Genomic DNA, 17,736 nt, shown 5'->3' on the forward strand with positions numbered 1-17,736 from the left:
TGCCATCACTGGATAACTATTTGAAACGCCTTAAAATAAACTACATTCTAATCGGTGTTGTCACCCTGCTTCTGGCGCTCGCCCTGTGGCCCAATATTACCTGGCGCGGCGGCCAGGGCGGGCAACTCGAAGAGATCAAATCCCGCGGAGAGTTGCGTATCAGTACGCTGAACTCGCCGTTAACCTATTTCACCACCAAGCAGGGGCCAAGTGGCCTCGACTACGAACTGGCGAAACGTTTCGCCAGCTATCTGGGGGTGAAACTGGTGGTGATCCCGCATAAGAACATCAACGACCTGTTCGACGATCTGGACGATGACGATGCCGACCTGCTGGCCGCCGGCCTGATCTACAATCAGGATCGCCTCAGCCGTGCCCGCACCGGCCCGGCTTACTATTCCGTTTCCCAGCAGTTGGTTTATCGCCTGGGCACCGCACGCCCCAAAAGCTTTGCCGATATTAAAGGCAAGCTGGCGGTCGCTTCCGGCTCGGCCCACGTCAGCACGCTGAAACAGCTCAAACAAAGTAAGTTCCCGGACCTCAGCTGGGAAGCCTCCAGCGATCTCACCTCAAAAGAGCTGCTGGAGCAGGTCGCCGACGGCAAACTGGATTACACCCTCGGCGACTCCGTGACCATCGCCCTGCTGCAGCGCATCCATCCGCAGCTGGCGGTGGCTTTCGACGTCACCGATGAAGAACCTGTCACCTGGTACCTGAAGCGCGGCACCGACGACAGCCTGTATGCGGCCATGCTGGATTTTTACAGCCAGATGGTGGACGACGGCACGCTGGCGCGGCTGGAAGAGAAGTACCTCGGCCACGTGGGCAGTTTTGATTACGTCGATACCAAAACCTTCCTGTCGGCAATAGACTCGGTACTGCCCACCTTCCGTTCGCTGTTTGAAAAATACGCCAGCGAGATCGACTGGAAGCTGCTGGCCGCCATTGCCTATCAGGAATCGCACTGGAACCCGCAGGCCACTTCACCGACCGGCGTTCGCGGTCTGATGATGCTGACGCGGGCCACCGCCGACGGTCTGGGGGTTAACGATCGCCTGGATCCCGAGGAGAGCATTCAGGGTGGCGCACTCTATTTACAGCGGCTGATGGCCAAGGTGCCCGACACCGTGCCGGAAGATGAGCGTATCTGGTTCGCGCTGGCGGCCTACAACATGGGCTGGGGCCATATGCTCGACGCCCGCAAGCTGACCAAAATGCAAAAAGGCAACCCGGACAGTTGGGTCGACGTCAAACAGCGTCTGCCGATGCTCAGCCAGAAGCGCTACTACCCGCAGTTGACCTACGGCTATGCGCGCGGACGCGAAGCCTATAACTACGTGGAAAACATCCGCCGCTATCAGGTCAGCCTGGTGGGGTATCTGCAAGAAAGGGAAAGAAAGGCGGCACAGGAAGCGGCCGAACAGGCGGAACTGGGGAAAGGCTATCCGGCGGTGGCGCCGGAATTGGCACTTAACTTCTGATTATTCCGGGTCCTTATCCGCCTGCGCGCGTTGCGCTTGCTTCAACGCCTTTTGCTGTTCACGGCGCATGCGGAAAAAATTGCTCAAGGTAGCCGCGCATTCCTCGGCCAGCACGCCGGGGAGGATCTCCACCTGATGATTCATGCCGGGATGGCGCAAAATATCCACCAGCGATCCCGCAGCCCCGGTTTTCACATCGGCGGCGCCGTAAACCAACCGACGAATGCGGCTGTGCACCATCGCCCCCGCACACATCACGCACGGCTCCAGGGTCACGTACAAGGTCGCATTCAACAGACGGTAATTCTGCAACACTGCCCCGCCCTGCCGCAGCGCCATGATTTCTGCATGTGCGGTCGGATCGTGGCGGCCAATCGGCCGGTTCCAGCCTTCGCCAATCACCTTATTATCCAGCACCAGTAGCGCCCCGACCGGCACCTCTCCTTCTTCCTGCGCACGCAGGGCCAGCCGCAATGCCTGACGCATCCAGTATTCATCGTTATATTCAGTCATTGCATCATTCCTCGTGCACTTTTGCGGCGGGCATTATACACAGTAGCAGTGATGCATGCTGCGCCCGTGTTAACCAGGGCAAATATAGTCGCCCCTTATCAGCGGCGGAGAAGCGACACACTGCGGCTTGAAATACAACGGGTATATACTGATTGAATCAGGGTGTTTTTCAGGGACAGGAAACATGAAACTCAGCAAGAAAAACGCCACCGTCGTGCGCAAAGCGCTGGACGGCTGGGTAGATGAAGGCGCGCTGACGGCGCAACAGCAGCAACAACTGCTGCAACACGTTGAGGTACAACCCTTCGACTGGCGACGGCTGGCACGTTATGCGTTTCTCGCCGCGCTGGCTTCGCTGGTGATTGCCATCAGCAGCCTGTTCGCCGACGGTGAATTGCTTTATCGCCTGGGGGAATTGTTCCGCTTCGATGCACCGGTACGTATGGCGATCGCCGCCGTAGTGGCCGCTCTTTGCTATGTCTGGGCGCTGCGACGCCGCCGTCGGCATCCGGAGAAACGCTACGGTAATGAAGCCGCTTTGTTCGTTGCCGTGTTGTTCACCGCCTGTGCCCTGTGGCAAATGGGCGTCTGGCTGGATAACGGCAGCGGCCGGGTCTCGCTGCTGTTGACGTTCGCCGCGCTGCTGTATGGCGTGATTGGCTGGTTCAGTCGCTCCGGGCTGGTATGGTGGTTTGCTCTGCTGTCGCTGGGCAATGCTTTCGGGGCCGAGACCGGTTATCTGTCCGGCTGGGGGGCTTATTGGCTGGGCATGAGCTTCCCGATTCGCTTTATTGCCTTCGGCGTGGTGTTGATCGCCGCGGCGTTGCTGTTGCAACCGCAGCTCGCCTGTCGTGGACTGGAGCGGGTTTCGCTGGCGATGGGCCTGTTGTACCTGTTCATCGCCCTATGGTTGCTGTCGATTTTCGGGAATTATGGCGATCTCGATAGCTGGTATAACGTACGCCAGATTGAACTGTTCCACTGGAGCCTGTTGTTCGGCCTCGCCGCCGTCGGGTGCATCTGGCTGGGGCTGAAACGCGACGATGCCATGCTGCGCGGTTTTGGGCTGACCTTCCTCGGTATTAACCTCTATACCCGTTTCTTCGAATTTTTCTGGGACGCCATGCCCAAGGCGATTTTCTTTGTGGTGCTCGGCCTGAGCCTGTGGGCGCTGGGGCATTACGCGGAAAAAGTCTGGCAATGGGGCCGTAAACCGCACGACCAAACCGATGATTAAGGCCCAGCGGTTTTAACGGTAAGAGTTACTGCTGGGTTTGGCTCCGGCCGGGCTAAACCCACAGAGTATAAGTGGTTAAACTAAAACTAAATCAACTACCTGACCTAACCCCTTTGATATTGCGATAGATCATGATGACTTAATAATTAGCGGAGTAGTGTTTGTGGCAAGCAATAAAGCTTTTATCCAGGAGTGACTTATGGCTGCCTCAACTTTCTTTATCCCTTCCGTCAACATGATTGGCTCCGGCTGTCTGGACCAAGCGGCAAAGACCCTGAAACAACAGGGATTGCGTCAGGCGTTGATCGTGACCGACAAAGTGTTGAATAACATCGGCGTAGTCGCCCAGGTTCAACAGTTGCTCGCCGCACAGCAGATCGAAAGCTGCGTTTATGACGGCACTCACCCTAACCCAACCACGCTGAACGTGAAACAGGGCCTGGCCCTGCTGCAAGAGCATCAATGCGACTGCGTGATCTCCCTGGGTGGCGGCTCACCGCACGATTGTGCCAAAGGCATCGCGCTGCTGGCCACCAACGGCGGGGATATCAAGGACTATGAAGGCGTCGATCGTTCCACAAAACCGCAGTTGCCGATGATCGCCATTAACACCACCGCCGGCACCGCCTCTGAAATGACCCGTTTCTGCATCATCACCGATGAAGCACGCCACATAAAAATGGCGATTGTCGACAAACACGTGACGCCTATCCTGTCGGTAAACGATCCGCATCTGATGGCCGGGATGCCGAAAGGCCTGACCGCCGCCACCGGGATGGATGCCCTGACTCATGCGATTGAGGCCTACGTTTCCAGCGCCGCCAACCCGATTACCGATGCCTGTGCGTTGAAGGCCGTCACCATGATCGCCGAATCGCTGCGCGACGCCGTTGCCGATGGCCACGACATGCAGGCGCGCGAAAACATGGCCTATGCCCAATTCCTGGCAGGGATGGCCTTCAACAACGCTTCTCTCGGCTATGTGCATGCGATGGCGCACCAGCTCGGCGGTTTCTACGACCTGCCGCATGGGGTATGTAATGCGGTGTTGCTGCCACACGTGCAGGAATTTAACGCCAGCGTTTGTGCGTCTCGCCTGAAGGATATCGCCGCCGCCATGGGGTTGGATGTGAGCCACCTTAACGACCAGCAGGGTGCCGCTGCCTGTATTGCCGCCATTCGGTTACTGGCGCAAGACGTTGGTATCCCGGCCGGGCTGCGTGATTTGCAGGTGAAAGAGCAGGATCTGGATACGCTGGCCACCAACGCGCTGAAAGACGCTTGCGGCTTCACTAACCCAATACAAGCCACTCACGCGCAGATTGTCGCCATATTCCGCGCGGCAATGTAAGCCATCAAAAACAGTAAAGGGCGGAAATTCCGCCCTTTACTGTTATTCCAACTGCTGCAGCTCACCCAATTTACTGACCCGCCAACGATGCTCACAGAAATACAACAACGGGTTATCCTGTTTGCTGTCGCTATAGCCGCTATACAGCTTGAGCGGCGCGCCGAGACGTTGTTCCAGCTGCGTCACCTTCTGTACCCCCAGGCAACGTAGCGCCAGCACCCAACCACCGTAACGCCGCAGGATACGGCTGCCCACCAAGTGGACCTGCGGCAGAAAGGCCGAATCCTGATACACCTGCTCCACCAGCCGTTCCGGTGAACCGGTAATCAACCATACCTGCGCGTCGTGCGCCTCGAGGTACTGCCGCAAACGCATTTGCACCACCGGAAAAGCGGTCACCTTACTGCGAAAGTCAGTGACAAAGCGCTGCTCCAGCGCCTTTAGCCTGGCCTCTGAACGTCCGAAGGTGATCGACCACAACAGCACGCTCATCGGCCAGCGAGCGGCGCGGCCCATCGCCAGCAGCGCCAACCCGACGACCGGCAATAACGGCACCACCAGCAGCAGATTCAACGGCAGGTGGCGCAGCAAAAAACGCAAGAAACTGCCAAACATGTCTTCCTGATGCAGCGTGCCGTCCAGATCAAAGAACACCACGCGGCGGCCTTCCCCGGCCTGCTGGCTCTGTTTCTCGCTCAAGGGCTACTCCTCAGGATCGTTGAATCCCATTATCCAGGTGAAAATAAATCCAGCGGCAATGGTAATCACCAGGCCGGCCAGATACAACATCACCTTACCCGAGACGATGGTTAACGCCAAAGGTAAACCCGAGATGCCAAAGGTGATCACCGTTGCCACTTTCCAATAACTGATCAGCGCACCGCCCACCGCACCGCCGAGACAGGCGGCAATAAAAGGTTTGCCCAGCGGCAAAGTGACACCAAAAATCAAGGGCTCGCCAATCCCAAGAATGCCGACCGGCAGCGCCCCTTTGATGACTTTCTTAAGGCGCGCATTGCGGGTTTTCATTAATACTGCCAACGCGGCCCCGACCTGCCCGACCCCGGCCATCGCCAGAATGGGCAGTAGCGGGTTGGAACCATGCGCCTGAACCAGTTCGACGTGGATCGGCACCAGGCCCTGATGCAAACCGGACAGCACCAAAGGCAGAAACAGCCCGGACAGCACCGCGCCCACCAGCAAACCACCTTTGTCGATCGCCAGATTGGCGCCGTGGGCAATAACGTCCGAAATGTAACCGCCCAACGGCTGCAGGATCACAATAGCCAGGGACGCGGTCACCAGGGTGGTGATCAGCGGGTTGAGGATCAGCTCTATCGACTCTGGCAGCCAGTTGCGCAGGCGTTTTTCCACCCAGCACATCAACGCCACCACCAACAGCACGGCAATCACTCCGCCGCGTCCCGGCTGCAGCGCTTCGCCGAATAAAGTAATCTGCGCCAAAGCCGGGCTTGAGAGAATGCCGGCCATCACGCCGCCCATGGCCTGCGAACCGCCAAACACCCGTGCGGCGTTAACCCCCACCAAAATATTCATGATGGCGAACACCGCGCTGCCGAAAATGGCCAGTAACCCGAGTACGTTGGGGTAATTCACCGCCAGTTCGCCGGCAATGTCCGGCCGCTTCAACAGGTTGATGATGCCGGTTATCAGACCAGAGGCGATGAAAGCCGGGATCAAGGGGATAAAGACATCGGCCAGCTTTTTCAGCGCACCACTCATAGGCGCGGCATATTTCTGCTTGGCCTGCGCCTTGTTGCGGGCGATGTTGTCCCCGACAGTCGCAACCGCAGGAGCCCCGGTGAGCAATGAGCGCATCGCGTCCACCACTTTGGCGGCGGCGCCGGGCCCGACAATGAACTGATGTTGCTCACCCTGCTTGATGTAGCCCTTGACGCCTGGCAACTGCTTGAGCGCCGCCAGATCAAGGCGTTGCTCGTCGCTAACCTCGACGCGTACCCGTGTCATGCAGTTCTCCAGCCGGAGGATGTTCCCTTCCCCGCCAATGCCTGCCAGAATCTGTGTTGCCAGTGCCGTTGTTTTGTCCATCGCCCGCCCCAGGTGTCGTTAGCGCGTCAATGCCGCGCGTAAATAGCCGTCGTGCTGCTTTAAGCGCAACTGCGCCTCTTCAGCGTCAACGCCGGCCAGAATCATCAGGATTGCCGGTTTAACCTCAAAACCGGTCTGTGTCAGCGCCGCTTCGGCCTGACTGCGTTCGGCACCGGTGGCCTCCACCACGATGCGACAGGCACGATCCACCAGTTTGACGTTGGTGGCTTTTACATCCACCATCAGGTTTTGGTAGACCTTCCCCAGTTTGACCATCGCACCGGTCGACAGCATGTTCAGCACCAGTTTCTGCGCGGTGCCCGACTTCAGCCGAGTGGACCCCGTCAGGGCCTCTGGCCCCACTACCGGCGAAATCGCCACCTGCGCTTCATGGGCGATCGGCGAGTCCGGATTGCAGGAGATTGCCGCCGTCGGGCAGCCCAGTTGTCGCGCATAGCGCAGAGCGCCAATCACATAAGGCGTGCGCCCGGACGCCGCCAGCCCCACCACCATGTCGGTGGCGGTCAAATTCAGTGCGATAAGGTCTGCCTCCCCCAATGCCGCATCATCCTCCGCGCCCTCTACCGCTTTGAGCAACGCGCCCGGACCGCCGGCAATCAACCCGATGACCATGCCGTGCGGCACGCCGAAGGTTGGCGGGCATTCAGAGGCATCCAACACGCCAAGGCGGCCGCTGGTCCCGGCACCGAGATAAATCAGCCGACCGCCGGCTTTCAATGCCGCAGCTGCCAGGTCCACGGCCTGCGCGATAGCCGGCAACACCTTTTCTATCGCCTCCGGCACCTTGCGGTCTTCCTGATTGAAACAGCTCACCATTTCCAACGTTGTCATTTCATCCAGTCGGAGGGTGGCCGGGTTACGGCTTTCGGAGACTAATGCGCCTAAGTTCATTTCTTCACCTTTGAATTTTTAATTCACAAACTGAAATCATTATTTGAATATTTTATTCAACAAAGCGAGCGCTTTTTGCTATTTTAAAGACTCGCTCACAAAAAATTTTCACCGCGCGTTTTCGCCTCCCACGTGGCAGAATGGCCGCTGGCTTCAAGGGAAAAATGAATGAGTACCCTTCTTCGTATTCGCCAGATGTATCCAACGCTGGCTCAGAATGATCGCAAGCTGGCGGATTTTCTGCTGCATAACGCCGAGCAGGCGCGCCATCTCAGCTCGCAGAAGCTGGCTCAACTGGCCGGCATCAGCCAGTCGAGCGTGGTGAAATTCGCTCAGAAGATGGGCTACAAAGGCTTCCCGGCGCTAAAATTGGCGCTGAGTGAAACCCTGGCCCAACCGCAGAAAGAACCAGTGGTCACGGTGCATAACCAGATCCTCAGCAGCGACTCGTTGAAAGCCGTCGGCGAAAAACTGTTGGTGGAAAAACAGGCGGCACTGCGTGCAACGCTGGATATCAACAGTGAAGAGCGCCTGCATCAGGCGTTGGAAATGTTGCGTCAGGCGCGGAGGGTCATTTTGTTGGGGATCGGCGCTTCCGGATTGGTCGCCAAGGACTTCTCCTACAAGCTGTTGAAAATCGGCGTTATTGCCGTGGCCGAGCAGGATATGCACGTTCAGCTGGCGGCGGTTCAGGCGCTGGATAAACGAGATTTGCTGCTGGCAATTTCGTTCAGCGGTGAACGACGGGAAATCAACCTAGCGGCGGAAGAAGCCCGCATTGCCGGCGCAAAAGTGCTGGCGCTCACCAGTTTTTCACCCAACGGCCTGCAGCAGCGTGCAGACCACTGTTTGTACACCATTGCCGAAGAACCCAATACCCGCAGCGCCGCCATTTCTTCCAGTACCGCTCAATATGCCCTCACCGACCTGCTGTTTATGGCCCTAATTCAGCACGATCTCGATCGCGCCCCCGAACGAATTAAACACAGCGAACAATTAGTGAAAAAGCTCGTCTGAGTCGTATAATGTCCAAGCCACAAATACCAAGGTATAAAAATACACCTATCTAATAATAGAGTATGTGGCTCTTATTGTTCAAATATCGCCCGATTTTTGAACAGGCATGGACAGCAATACATTGACAATTGAGCTTAATGAAAACACACACAGCCATTCTAAATAAATTCAACACATCCATAACACCCTCAGCGATCCGCAACTTTTTAATTTTTGTTGTCACTTCGTTTATTTTAATAAAATCGATGGGCTATAGCGGCGGTAAAGGGATTGATATCCTTTTTATTTCACTTTCGTTGCTATTATTATCTATACCGCCCACAACCCGGTATGTATTGGTCATTCCCTTCATTATATTCTGTGCTTTCTATGCCCCTGTTGGCGTGATATATGGCCCACCTTCGGTTTCCGTGGTATCGGCGTTGTTTCAAACCAACAGGGCCGAAGCCGCCGAATTTTTGCATGCCATCCCCATGAACTGTTATCTGTTGCCCTCCGCCGTGCTGCTGATGCTGTTTCTTCTCGCTCACTACTGCTGGCGCCGCCCGCTGTCTTTCAGGAAGGCTTTACCCTTTTTGCTGATGTTGATTGTGGTGCTGGTAGCCAGAATACTCGGCGGAAACATGGAGAGCCTTAAATTAGTAAATTTCTTTTCCTCATTCTCTTCCTCATACCAAAGTTACAACCAACAAATGGCAGAAATCGACGCCAGCACCTTGGCCCAACCCCGCTGGGTTATCGATGGTATTAATAAGAATAAGGCCAACTATGTCATCATCGTGGGTGAAAGCATGCGCAGGGACTATATGTCATTATTTGGCTACCCGACGTCGACCACGCCGTTTCTGGATCACGTAAACGGAACCTTTTACAGCAATTATATTTCCACCGCACCGAACACCTTTGAATCCCTGCCGAGAACCCTGGCTCTGAGCAACGGAAAAAAAAGCTATCTTTCCGATAATATCGTCACGCTGGCAAAGTCCGCAGGATTGCACACTCATTGGTTTTCCAACCAAGGTCTGATTGGTCAATTTGATACCCCGGTCTCCAAAATAGCCGTGTTCAGCGATGATTACCTGTTTCTGAAAAAAGGAGATTACCAATCGCGCAATACCGATGATGATGAGCTGCTGCCACTGTTACAAAACGCATTGACTAACAATGAACCGGGAAACCTGTATGTTTTGCATATCATGGGGTCGCATTCGGACTTTTGCGAACGACTCGGCGGCGAGCCGCCGGTTTTCACCAGCGATAATGCAGAGCTCGCCTGCTACCTTTCCACCTACCGCAAGACGGATAGATTCATCGCACATGCTTACCAAATGCTGCAAGAGACTCATTCACCGTTTAAATTAATCTATTTCTCTGACCACGGCCTTTCTCACCGAAATATTGACGGTAAACTTTATCTGCGTCATGGCGGCGATACTAGGCAGAATTATGAAGTCCCACTGGTGGTACTTTCTGATACCGATCAACAACGCACCTTCATTGACGAGCCGCACAGCGCCTTTGAGTTTATCAGTCTGTTTGCCCAACAGGCAGGCATCATCGTGACACATCCACAGCTGCATGCGGCAGTGACTGGGCCTGGTAAACGCCCCATCTTCAATGGTCAGGAAATGGTTGATTTCGATCAGTTGGCGAACGACCCACCAGAGTTACTATGACGGCCGTCTCAAGGGTTGAGCGATCTGCAGCAACGCATTGGCGGGCGCAGGTGGAAAAACGCCCAATAAAATGGGTTTTATGATAGATTGCGCGCCTGTTCGTGTGCACCGATTAAAAGATAACTGAAATGGCACTGCTGATTACCAAAAAATGCATCAACTGCGACATGTGCGAACCGGAATGCCCCAATCAGGCCATTTCGATGGGCGATGATATCTACCAGATCGATACCGATCGCTGTACCGAATGCGTCGGTCATTACGATATTCCAACCTGCCAGCAGGTGTGCCCGATCGATAACACCATTATCGTCAATCCAGAGCATCGCGAAACCAACGAACAGCTGTGGGACAAGTTTGTGGTGCTGCATCATGCCGATCGGCTGTGACACAGAAACACCGATCGACAAGGGCGCCAACAGGCGCCCTTTTGTTTGCTAACCGACCACCGAATTACCCTTCGATAATCACCGTCGCGCAAGCATAACGGCGTTCATCTGCCAGCGAAACGTGAATGGAGGTGACCCCCATTTGCTGCGCCAGCTCGGCGGCGCGAGCATGCAAGCGGATATTCGGCTTGCCGAGACCGTCGTTGAACACCTCAAACTGATTAAACGCCAATCCGTTACGGATCCCGGTGCCGAAGGCCTTGGCGGCAGCTTCTTTCACCGCAAAACGCTTGGCGAGAAAGCGCACCGGCTGCTGATGCTGTTGATACACTTCCCATTCAGCATCGCTCAGTACGCGGCGCGCCAGACGATCGCCGCTGCGTTCAACTACCGCTTCGATACGCGCCATTTCAACGATGTCAGTGCCCAGCCCCAGCACGGCCATTAGCGACGCGCTTCACGCATCAGCAATTTCATATCCGTCACCGCCGCCGGCAGACCGCACATGACCGCCTGCCCGATGATGGCATGACCGATATTCAGCTCATGCATTTCCGGCAGGGCCGCGATCGGCTGAACGTTATGGTAAGTCAGGCCGTGGCCGGCGTTGACCTTCAGGCCTTTCTCTGCGGCGTAGGTGGCGGCTACGGCAATGCGATGCAGCTCGGCTTTGACCGCCAGTTCGCCTTCAGCTTCCGCATAAGCGCCGGTATGGATTTCAATGTAGGGAGCCCCCACCGCTACCGCCGCATCAATCTGGCGATGATCCGGATCGATAAACAGCGAAACCAGAATGCCGGCCTGCGCCAATCGCTCGACGGCGATGGTCATTTTGTCCTGCTGCCCGGCAACGTCCAGCCCACCTTCGGTAGTCACTTCTTCGCGTTTTTCCGGTACCAGACAACAAAAGTGCGGTTTCAGCTCAACGGCGATATCCACCATTTCATCGGTCACGGCCATTTCCAGATTCATGCGCGTCTGGATGGTCTGGCGCAAAATGCGAACATCGCGATCGGTGATATGACGACGGTCTTCACGCAGGTGCACCGTGATCCCGTCAGCCCCTGCCTGCTCGGCAATAAATGCCGCCTGAACCGGATCCGGATATTGGGTTCCGCGCGCGTTACGTAACGTGGCGATGTGATCGATATTGACGCCCAGCAGCAAATCAGCCATGACAACCCTCTAAAAAACGATTTTCAGTGGCCGTAGTTTACACGCGGGTGCAGTAGCGCAAAAGGAGAAAAGGTCAGGCGTCGTCGACCGGCGTATCCGGCTGTTTACGGACAAACTGACGGAACAGTTCGCGGCTCTTCAGCGGCTTGCCGCCCAGATAGGGTTTAAGCGCCATACGGGTAAAACGCTTGGCGGCACGCAAGGTTTGCACATCAGGGAACTGGCGCTCCGCCAGCGCGCGCAGTTCGCGGCCGGTAAAGCTGTAGTGATCCACCACCAGGCTGGCGATAAAGCCTTTTTCCTCACGGTAGCGGTAAGTCATTCCGTCATCGACCGGCAGGCCGCTGCCGGCGCAGTGCAGGAAGTCCAGACCGTAACCCAGATGATTCAGCAAGGCCAATTCGAACTGACGGAGTGCCTGCTCCGGCGAGACGTCTTCGGCCGCCAGCGCCTGCAAACATTGCAGATAGTCGAAGAACAATACCGAATAATTGGCTTCTTGCTCCAGCACCCGTGACAGCAGTTCATTCACGTAGAGGCCGCTGTACAGCATCATGCCGCTGAGAGGTAAACCCAGGGACACCGCTTCGGCGTTACGCAGCGTTTTGACTTCGCCACGACCGCCCCAGCGGACTAACAGAGGGGTAAAGGGCTGTAGACAACCCTTTAGATTAGAACGACGGCTGCGCGCGCCTTTTGCCAGCAAACGCACCCGTCCATGACCTTCCGTGAACATATCCAGCATCAGGCTGGTTTCACTGTACGGTCGTCCATGCAGGACGAAAGCGCGCTCCCAGCCGTCCATCGGAGATGTTATTTCAGGTCGTCGGTATAACCCAGGCTACGCAACGCACGTTCGTCGTCCGCCCAGCCCGATTTCACTTTCACCCACAGTTCCAGATGCACTTTGGTTTCAAACATCTGTTCCATGTCCTGACGGGCTTCGATACCGATGGTTTTGATCTTCGCACCCTTGTTGCCGATGACCATCTTCTTCTGGCCTTCGCGCTCAACCAGGATCAGACCGTGCACGTTGTAACCACCGCGCTCGTTCGGCACGAACTGTTCGATCTCAACCGTCACCGAATAAGGCAGTTCTTCACCGAGGAAACGCATCAGCTTTTCACGGATGATTTCCGACGCCATAAAGCGCTGGGAACGGTCGGTGATGTAATCGTCCGGGAAGTGGTGTTCCGCTTCCGGCAATACCTTGCGCGCGATCGCGGCGATGGTATCGACATTCATGCCTTTCTCAGCGGAGATCGGCACCACATCGAGGAAGTTCATCTGTTGGCTGAGGAACGCAATGTGCGGCAGCAGCTTGGACTTGTCGGTAACGTTGTCGACCTTGTTGATCGCCAGCAAGACCGGGCATTTCAGGCTGCGCAGTTTGTTGACCACCATTTCATCGTCGGCGGTCCAGTTAGTGCCTTCCACCACGAAGATCACCAGCTCGACGTCGCCGATTGAGCTGCTGGCGGCGCGGTTCATCAAACGGTTGATGGCGCGCTTTTCTTCGATGTGCAGACCCGGGGTGTCGACGTAAATGGCCTGATAGGCGCCATCGGTGTCGATACCCATAATGCGGTGACGGGTCGTCTGCGGTTTACGCGAGGTGATGGAGACTTTTTGCCCCAGCAGTTGGTTCAACAACGTGGATTTGCCCACGTTGGGACGACCGACTATCGCAATAAAACCACAGTATTGTTTTACTTCGCTCATTCAAGCTCCAGATTTTTCAGCGCTTGTTCCGCTGCCGCCTGCTCGGCTTTACGACGGCTTGAGCCGGTACCCATCACGGGTTCGCTCAAACCACTCACCTGACAGTGGATAGTAAACTCCTGATCGTGCGCCTCACCGCGAACCTGCACCACCAGATAAGAAGGTAACGGCAGATGACGACCTTGCAAAAACTCCTGTAAACGGGTTTTGGGGTCTTTCTGCTTATCACCGGGGCTGATTTCGTCCAACCGGCTGCGATACCAGTCCAAAATCAGTCGTTCAACAGTTTGAATATCGCTATCCAGGAACACGCCGCCAATTAAAGCTTCCACCGTATCCGCCAGGATTGATTCGCGGCGGAATCCACCACTTTTCAACTCACCCGGCCCGAGGCGAAGACACTCGCCCAGATCGAACTCGCGCCCCATCTCCGCCAGCGTGTTGCCGCGCACCAGCGTGGCACGCATGCGGCTCATATCACCCTCGTCTACGCGAGGAAAACGATGGTAGAGCGCATTGGCGATGACAAAACTAAGAATAGAGTCACCCAGAAACTCAAGACGTTCATTGTGTTTACTGCTGGCGCTACGGTGAGTTAACGCTTGCAGTAAGAGCTCCTGCTGTTGAAAAGTGTAGCCCAGCTTCCGCTGCAGCCTATTTATTACGATGGGGTTCATGAGTTACCAATAGATCAAGAATGCGTCAAAAACTTGCAGCATACGGAACAGGCCTGCTTCGCCGAAAGCCAATCCAAAGCTGTTTCGTTTGCAGTGGCTCCCAACAGGGAGCCAACTTTTTATCGCTCGAGCCGGTATTCTACAACGAGTGGAAATATAATGCTGCGTTAATATACCCGTCGCCTTTCAAACTATAGCGTTGTTACCTGCACTCGCTCCCCCCAGTTACTTACTTGAGTAAGCGCCTGGGGATGAGCGAGCTGGTCGCCTAGCTACAGCTTGAAATTCATAGGGTAGAAACACTGGATTAATGAATTCCACCGATGCGGCTAAACCTTACGCCGGTAGGCCATTCGCCTTCCTGCTTTTCAAAACTCATCCAGATAGCCGTGGCTTTACCCACCAAATTTTTCTCCGGCACGAAGCCCCAGTAACGGCTGTCGGCGCTGTTGTCGCGGTTATCACCCATCATGAAGTAATGACCCGCCGGCACAACCCACTCCGCCAACTGTTTACCCGGCTGCTGGTAGTAAGCGCCCACCTGATCCTGCGTGCCCGGCACGGTCAGAATATGGTGAGAAACCGAACCCAGCGTCTCCTGGCGTTCACGCAGACGGATACCGCCCTGTGGCACGTTGTCGCTCAGCGGGATCTGGTAAAAACCGTTGCTGGCTTCGCCCATGCCGCTGCGGCTGAACAACTGCACAAAGTCGCTTGGCTGTGCATCGTTGTAAGTCACTGCTAACGCGGTATCGCATGACTGACCGCCAGTACAGGATGGCTGAACGGTCACACGCTTATTGACCGGATCGTAACTTACACGGTCGCCCGGCAGGCCGATCACGCGCTTGATATAATCCAGCTTCGGATCCAGCGGATATTTAAATACCGCGATATCACCGCGTTTCGGATGACCGGTTTCAATTAGCGTGGTCTGGGTAATAGGATCTTTAATGCCGTAGGCATATTTCTCCACCAGAATAAAATCGCCAATCAATAACGTCGGCATCATTGAACCGGACGGGATTTGGAAAGGTTCGTAAATAAACGAACGCACCACGAAGACCAGCAGCAATACCGGGAACACCGACGCGCCGGTTTCAATCCAACCCGGTTGTTTCGCCACTTTGGCCAGCGTTTTATCGTCCACGGCACCCGCGGTTTGTGCATTTACCGCCGCAATCTTGGCCCGGCGGGCAGGCGCCCATCTAAAGCGCTCAAAGGCCCAAATGATCCCGGTGACCAACGTTGCCAGCGCCAGGATCAGGGCAAACATATTCGCCATGCAAACTCCCTAGTTACGCGAACTTATCGCTTACTTACTGTCTTTGCCAACGTGCAGAATGGCCAGGAACGCTTCTTGCGGCAACTCTACGTTACCCACCTGTTTCATGCGTTTCTTACCGTCTTTCTGTTTCTGCAACAGCTTCTTCTTACGGCTGACGTCGCCGCCGTAGCATTTTGCCAGAACGTTTTTACGCAGCTGTTTCACCGTGGCGCGCGCGATGATATGGGTGCCGATCGCCGCCTGAATGGCGATATCGAACTGCTGACGCGGGATCAGCTCTTTCATCTTCTCCACCAGCTCACGGCCACGGTATTGCGAATTGTCACGGTGAGTAATCAGCGCCAGCGCATCCACACGCTCGTTGTTGATCAATACGTCGACACGCACCATGTCAGAGGTCTGGAAGCGTTTGAAGTTGTAATCCAGCGACGCATAACCGCGTGACGTGGACTTCAGACGGTCGAAGAAGTCGAGTACCACTTCCGCCATCGGGATTTCGTAAGTCAGCGCAACCTGATTGCCGTGATAAACCATGTTGGTTTGCACGCCGCGTTTTTCGATACACAGCGTGATAACATTCCCCAGGAATTCCTGCGGCATCAGCATGTGACACTCGGCGATCGGCTCACGCAGCTCTTCGATATTGTTCAGCGGCGGCAGCTTGGACGGACTATCAACGTAAATAGTCTCTTTGCTGGTGGTTTCCACTTCATACACTACCGTCGGTGCGGTGGTGATCAGTTCCAGATCGTATTCACGTTCCAGACGTTCCTGAATGATCTCCATGTGCAGCAGGCCGAGGAAGCCACAACGGAAGCCGAAGCCCAGCGCGGTGGAGCTCTCTGGCTCATAGAACAGGGAGGCATCGTTCAGGCTCAGCTTGCCCAACGCATCGCGGAAGGACTCATAGTCGTCGGAACTGATCGGGAACAGGCCCGCATAAACCTGCGGCTTCACTTTTTTGAAGCCCGGCAAGGCTTTGTCCGCCGGCTGGCGTGCCAACGTCAGGGTATCGCCCACCGGCGCGCCGAGGATATCTTTGATTGCGCAAACCAACCAGCCCACTTCGCCACAGTTCAACACGTCGCGATCGACACGCTTCGGCGTGAAGATACCCAGACGATCGGCGTTGTAGGTTTGGCCGGTGCTCATAACCTTGATCTTGTCGCCCTTGCGCATGGTGCCGTTTTTAACGCGCACCAGGGAAACTACGCCCAGGTAGTTATCGAACCAGGAGTCGATGATCAGAGCTTGCAGAGGCGCATCCGGATCGCCTTGCGGCCCAGGAATATCGCGCACCAGGCGTTCGAGCACTTCCGGCACGCCAACACCGGTTTTGGCGGAACAACGCACCGCGTCGGTCGCGTCGATGCCAACGATATCTTCAATTTCCTGCGCGGCGCGGTCAGGATCGGCAGCCGGCAAGTCAATTTTGTTCAGTACCGGCACCACTTCCAGATCCATATCCAGCGCGGTGTAACAGTTAGCCAGAGTCTGAGCCTCTACGCCCTGCCCGGCATCGACCACCAGCAACGCGCCCTCACAGGCGGCCAGTGAGCGCGAAACCTCGTAAGAGAAGTCAACGTGCCCTGGGGTGTCGATAAAGTTGAGCTGATAGGTTTGACCGTCCTGCGCCTTATAATCCAGCGTGACGCTCTGCGCTTTGATGGTAATGCCGCGCTCGCGCTCCAGATCCATAGAATCGAGCACCTGCGCGGCCATTTCACGTTCGGTCAAGCCACCGCAAATTTGAATGATGCGGTCGGACAGCGTCGACTTACCGTGGTCAATGTGGGCAATAATGGAGAAATTTCGTATATGCTTCATTATAAAAGTTTTTCTGCCTTGGTATTTCTGAATTACTCGCCTATAGAAACCCGCATGGACCTAAAGCGACAGTGAATGGGTTCGGCCGTCTTGCGCCTGAATCGCTGCATTCTACATGTCACAACACTGAAAACCTAGCGATCGGTGCAGTGAAGGCATTCTATTATGTGCACTTTAATGTTACAGAGCGCTCCGGGTTATGAAAGCCGATGTTAACAAAACTCAGCGTGCTCGCCACACCAAGTTGCAACCGCCTTTACCGCTCGCATACCTTTCGCCGTCATCGATGAGATCCGGCAGTAATACATAACCGCCAATAACGCAATAAACTCTCTCCGAGTTATTGATAAAATAACATCCGGATCAACATCTTAGAATTGCACTTTGCGCCTGTGGCTTT

General features: G+C 55.4%; 17 protein-coding genes. 6 read left to right on the forward strand and 11 right to left on the reverse strand.

Features of this window, described 5'->3' with window-relative positions; all coding sequences use genetic code 11:
* The first annotated feature begins 20 nt into the window (after positions 1 to 20).
* Complete coding sequence (gene mltF, locus LQ945_RS07680; RefSeq protein ID WP_182824083.1) at positions 21 to 1,481, forward strand: membrane-bound lytic murein transglycosylase MltF; 1,461 nt, start codon at positions 21 to 23, stop codon at positions 1,479 to 1,481.
* Here mltF and tadA read toward each other — a convergent pair whose 3' ends face one another.
* Positions 1,482 to 1,994, reverse strand: coding sequence for a tRNA adenosine(34) deaminase TadA (gene tadA / locus LQ945_RS07685; RefSeq protein ID WP_270102636.1), 513 nt, complete (start codon positions 1,992 to 1,994; stop codon positions 1,482 to 1,484).
* 184 nt (positions 1,995 to 2,178) lie between these two features.
* Here tadA and LQ945_RS07690 point away from each other — a divergent pair, with 184 nt between their 5' ends.
* Together LQ945_RS07690 and yiaY are read left to right on the forward strand one after the other, a co-directional pair.
* Positions 2,179 to 3,231, forward strand: a complete 1,053-nt coding sequence (locus tag LQ945_RS07690; protein ID WP_270102637.1) for a DUF2157 domain-containing protein — start codon at positions 2,179 to 2,181, stop codon at positions 3,229 to 3,231.
* Between the two features lie 199 nt (positions 3,232 to 3,430).
* A complete protein-coding gene (gene yiaY, locus LQ945_RS07695; protein WP_270102638.1) occupies positions 3,431 to 4,582 on the forward strand; it encodes an L-threonine dehydrogenase in 1,152 nt (383 codons plus the stop codon).
* A gap of 42 nt (positions 4,583 to 4,624) precedes the next feature.
* Here the strand turns inward: yiaY and yfhb are convergent, their stop codons facing one another.
* Genes yfhb through murQ form a run of 3 tightly spaced genes read right to left on the reverse strand, consistent with a single transcriptional unit; the run spans position 4,625 to position 7,564 of the window.
* The gene (gene yfhb, locus LQ945_RS07700; protein ID WP_270102639.1) at positions 4,625 to 5,281 is read right to left on the reverse strand and encodes a phosphatidylglycerophosphatase C; all 657 of its coding nucleotides are present in this window, start codon (positions 5,279 to 5,281) and stop codon (positions 4,625 to 4,627) included.
* A 3-nt stretch (positions 5,282 to 5,284) separates the two neighbouring features.
* Positions 5,285 to 6,652, reverse strand: a complete 1,368-nt coding sequence (locus tag LQ945_RS07705; RefSeq protein ID WP_270102640.1) for a PTS transporter subunit EIIC — start codon at positions 6,650 to 6,652, stop codon at positions 5,285 to 5,287.
* Between the two features lie 18 nt (positions 6,653 to 6,670).
* Positions 6,671 to 7,564 carry an N-acetylmuramic acid 6-phosphate etherase gene (gene murQ, locus LQ945_RS07710; RefSeq protein WP_020828196.1) on the reverse strand — a complete coding sequence of 298 codons (894 nt, stop codon included), beginning with the start codon at positions 7,562 to 7,564 and terminating at the stop codon, positions 6,671 to 6,673.
* Between the two features lie 168 nt (positions 7,565 to 7,732).
* On the opposite strand from murQ, the gene LQ945_RS07715 reads away from it, so the two are divergent.
* From LQ945_RS07715 to LQ945_RS07725, 3 genes are all read left to right on the forward strand, one after another.
* Positions 7,733 to 8,581, forward strand: coding sequence for a MurR/RpiR family transcriptional regulator (locus tag LQ945_RS07715; RefSeq protein ID WP_269935382.1), 849 nt, complete (start codon positions 7,733 to 7,735; stop codon positions 8,579 to 8,581).
* Positions 8,582 to 8,718: 137 nt separating this feature from the next.
* A complete protein-coding gene (locus LQ945_RS07720) occupies positions 8,719 to 10,257 on the forward strand; it encodes a phosphoethanolamine transferase (protein WP_270102641.1) in 1,539 nt (512 codons plus the stop codon).
* Between the two features lie 128 nt (positions 10,258 to 10,385).
* A complete protein-coding gene (locus tag LQ945_RS07725; RefSeq protein ID WP_044554541.1) occupies positions 10,386 to 10,646 on the forward strand; it encodes a YfhL family 4Fe-4S dicluster ferredoxin in 261 nt (86 codons plus the stop codon).
* A 64-nt stretch (positions 10,647 to 10,710) separates the two neighbouring features.
* On the opposite strand, the gene acpS is transcribed toward LQ945_RS07725, so the two are convergent.
* The 7 genes from acpS to lepA form a co-directional block, all read right to left on the reverse strand.
* Positions 10,711 to 11,091 (reverse strand): holo-ACP synthase, encoded by a 381-nt coding sequence (gene acpS / locus LQ945_RS07730; RefSeq protein WP_020828251.1) that lies wholly within the window; start codon positions 11,089 to 11,091, stop codon positions 10,711 to 10,713.
* A complete protein-coding gene (gene pdxJ, locus LQ945_RS07735; protein ID WP_269935380.1) occupies positions 11,091 to 11,822 on the reverse strand; it encodes a pyridoxine 5'-phosphate synthase in 732 nt (243 codons plus the stop codon). Before pdxJ ends, acpS begins: the two co-directional genes overlap by 1 nt.
* A gap of 73 nt (positions 11,823 to 11,895) precedes the next feature.
* Entirely contained in the window at positions 11,896 to 12,627 is a 732-nt protein-coding gene (gene recO, locus LQ945_RS07740; protein WP_020828253.1) for a DNA repair protein RecO, read from the reverse strand.
* A gap of 8 nt (positions 12,628 to 12,635) precedes the next feature.
* Positions 12,636 to 13,544 (reverse strand): GTPase Era, encoded by a 909-nt coding sequence (era, locus tag LQ945_RS07745; protein ID WP_262241803.1) that lies wholly within the window; start codon positions 13,542 to 13,544, stop codon positions 12,636 to 12,638.
* Positions 13,541 to 14,221 carry a ribonuclease III gene (gene rnc / locus LQ945_RS07750; protein ID WP_041414862.1) on the reverse strand — a complete coding sequence of 227 codons (681 nt, stop codon included), beginning with the start codon at positions 14,219 to 14,221 and terminating at the stop codon, positions 13,541 to 13,543. Before rnc ends, era begins: the two co-directional genes overlap by 4 nt.
* Before the next feature lie 307 nt (positions 14,222 to 14,528).
* Positions 14,529 to 15,506 carry a signal peptidase I gene (gene lepB, locus LQ945_RS07755; protein ID WP_269935379.1) on the reverse strand — a complete coding sequence of 326 codons (978 nt, stop codon included), beginning with the start codon at positions 15,504 to 15,506 and terminating at the stop codon, positions 14,529 to 14,531.
* Positions 15,507 to 15,536: 30 nt separating this feature from the next.
* On the reverse strand, positions 15,537 to 17,336 hold the full coding sequence (gene lepA / locus LQ945_RS07760) for a translation elongation factor 4 (RefSeq protein WP_269935378.1): 1,800 nt from the start codon (positions 17,334 to 17,336) through the stop codon (positions 15,537 to 15,539).
* Between the last annotated feature and the right edge of the window lie 400 nt (positions 17,337 to 17,736).

The organism is Serratia liquefaciens, from assembly GCF_027594825.1.
GTDB lineage: Bacteria > Pseudomonadota > Gammaproteobacteria > Enterobacterales > Enterobacteriaceae > Serratia > Serratia liquefaciens_A.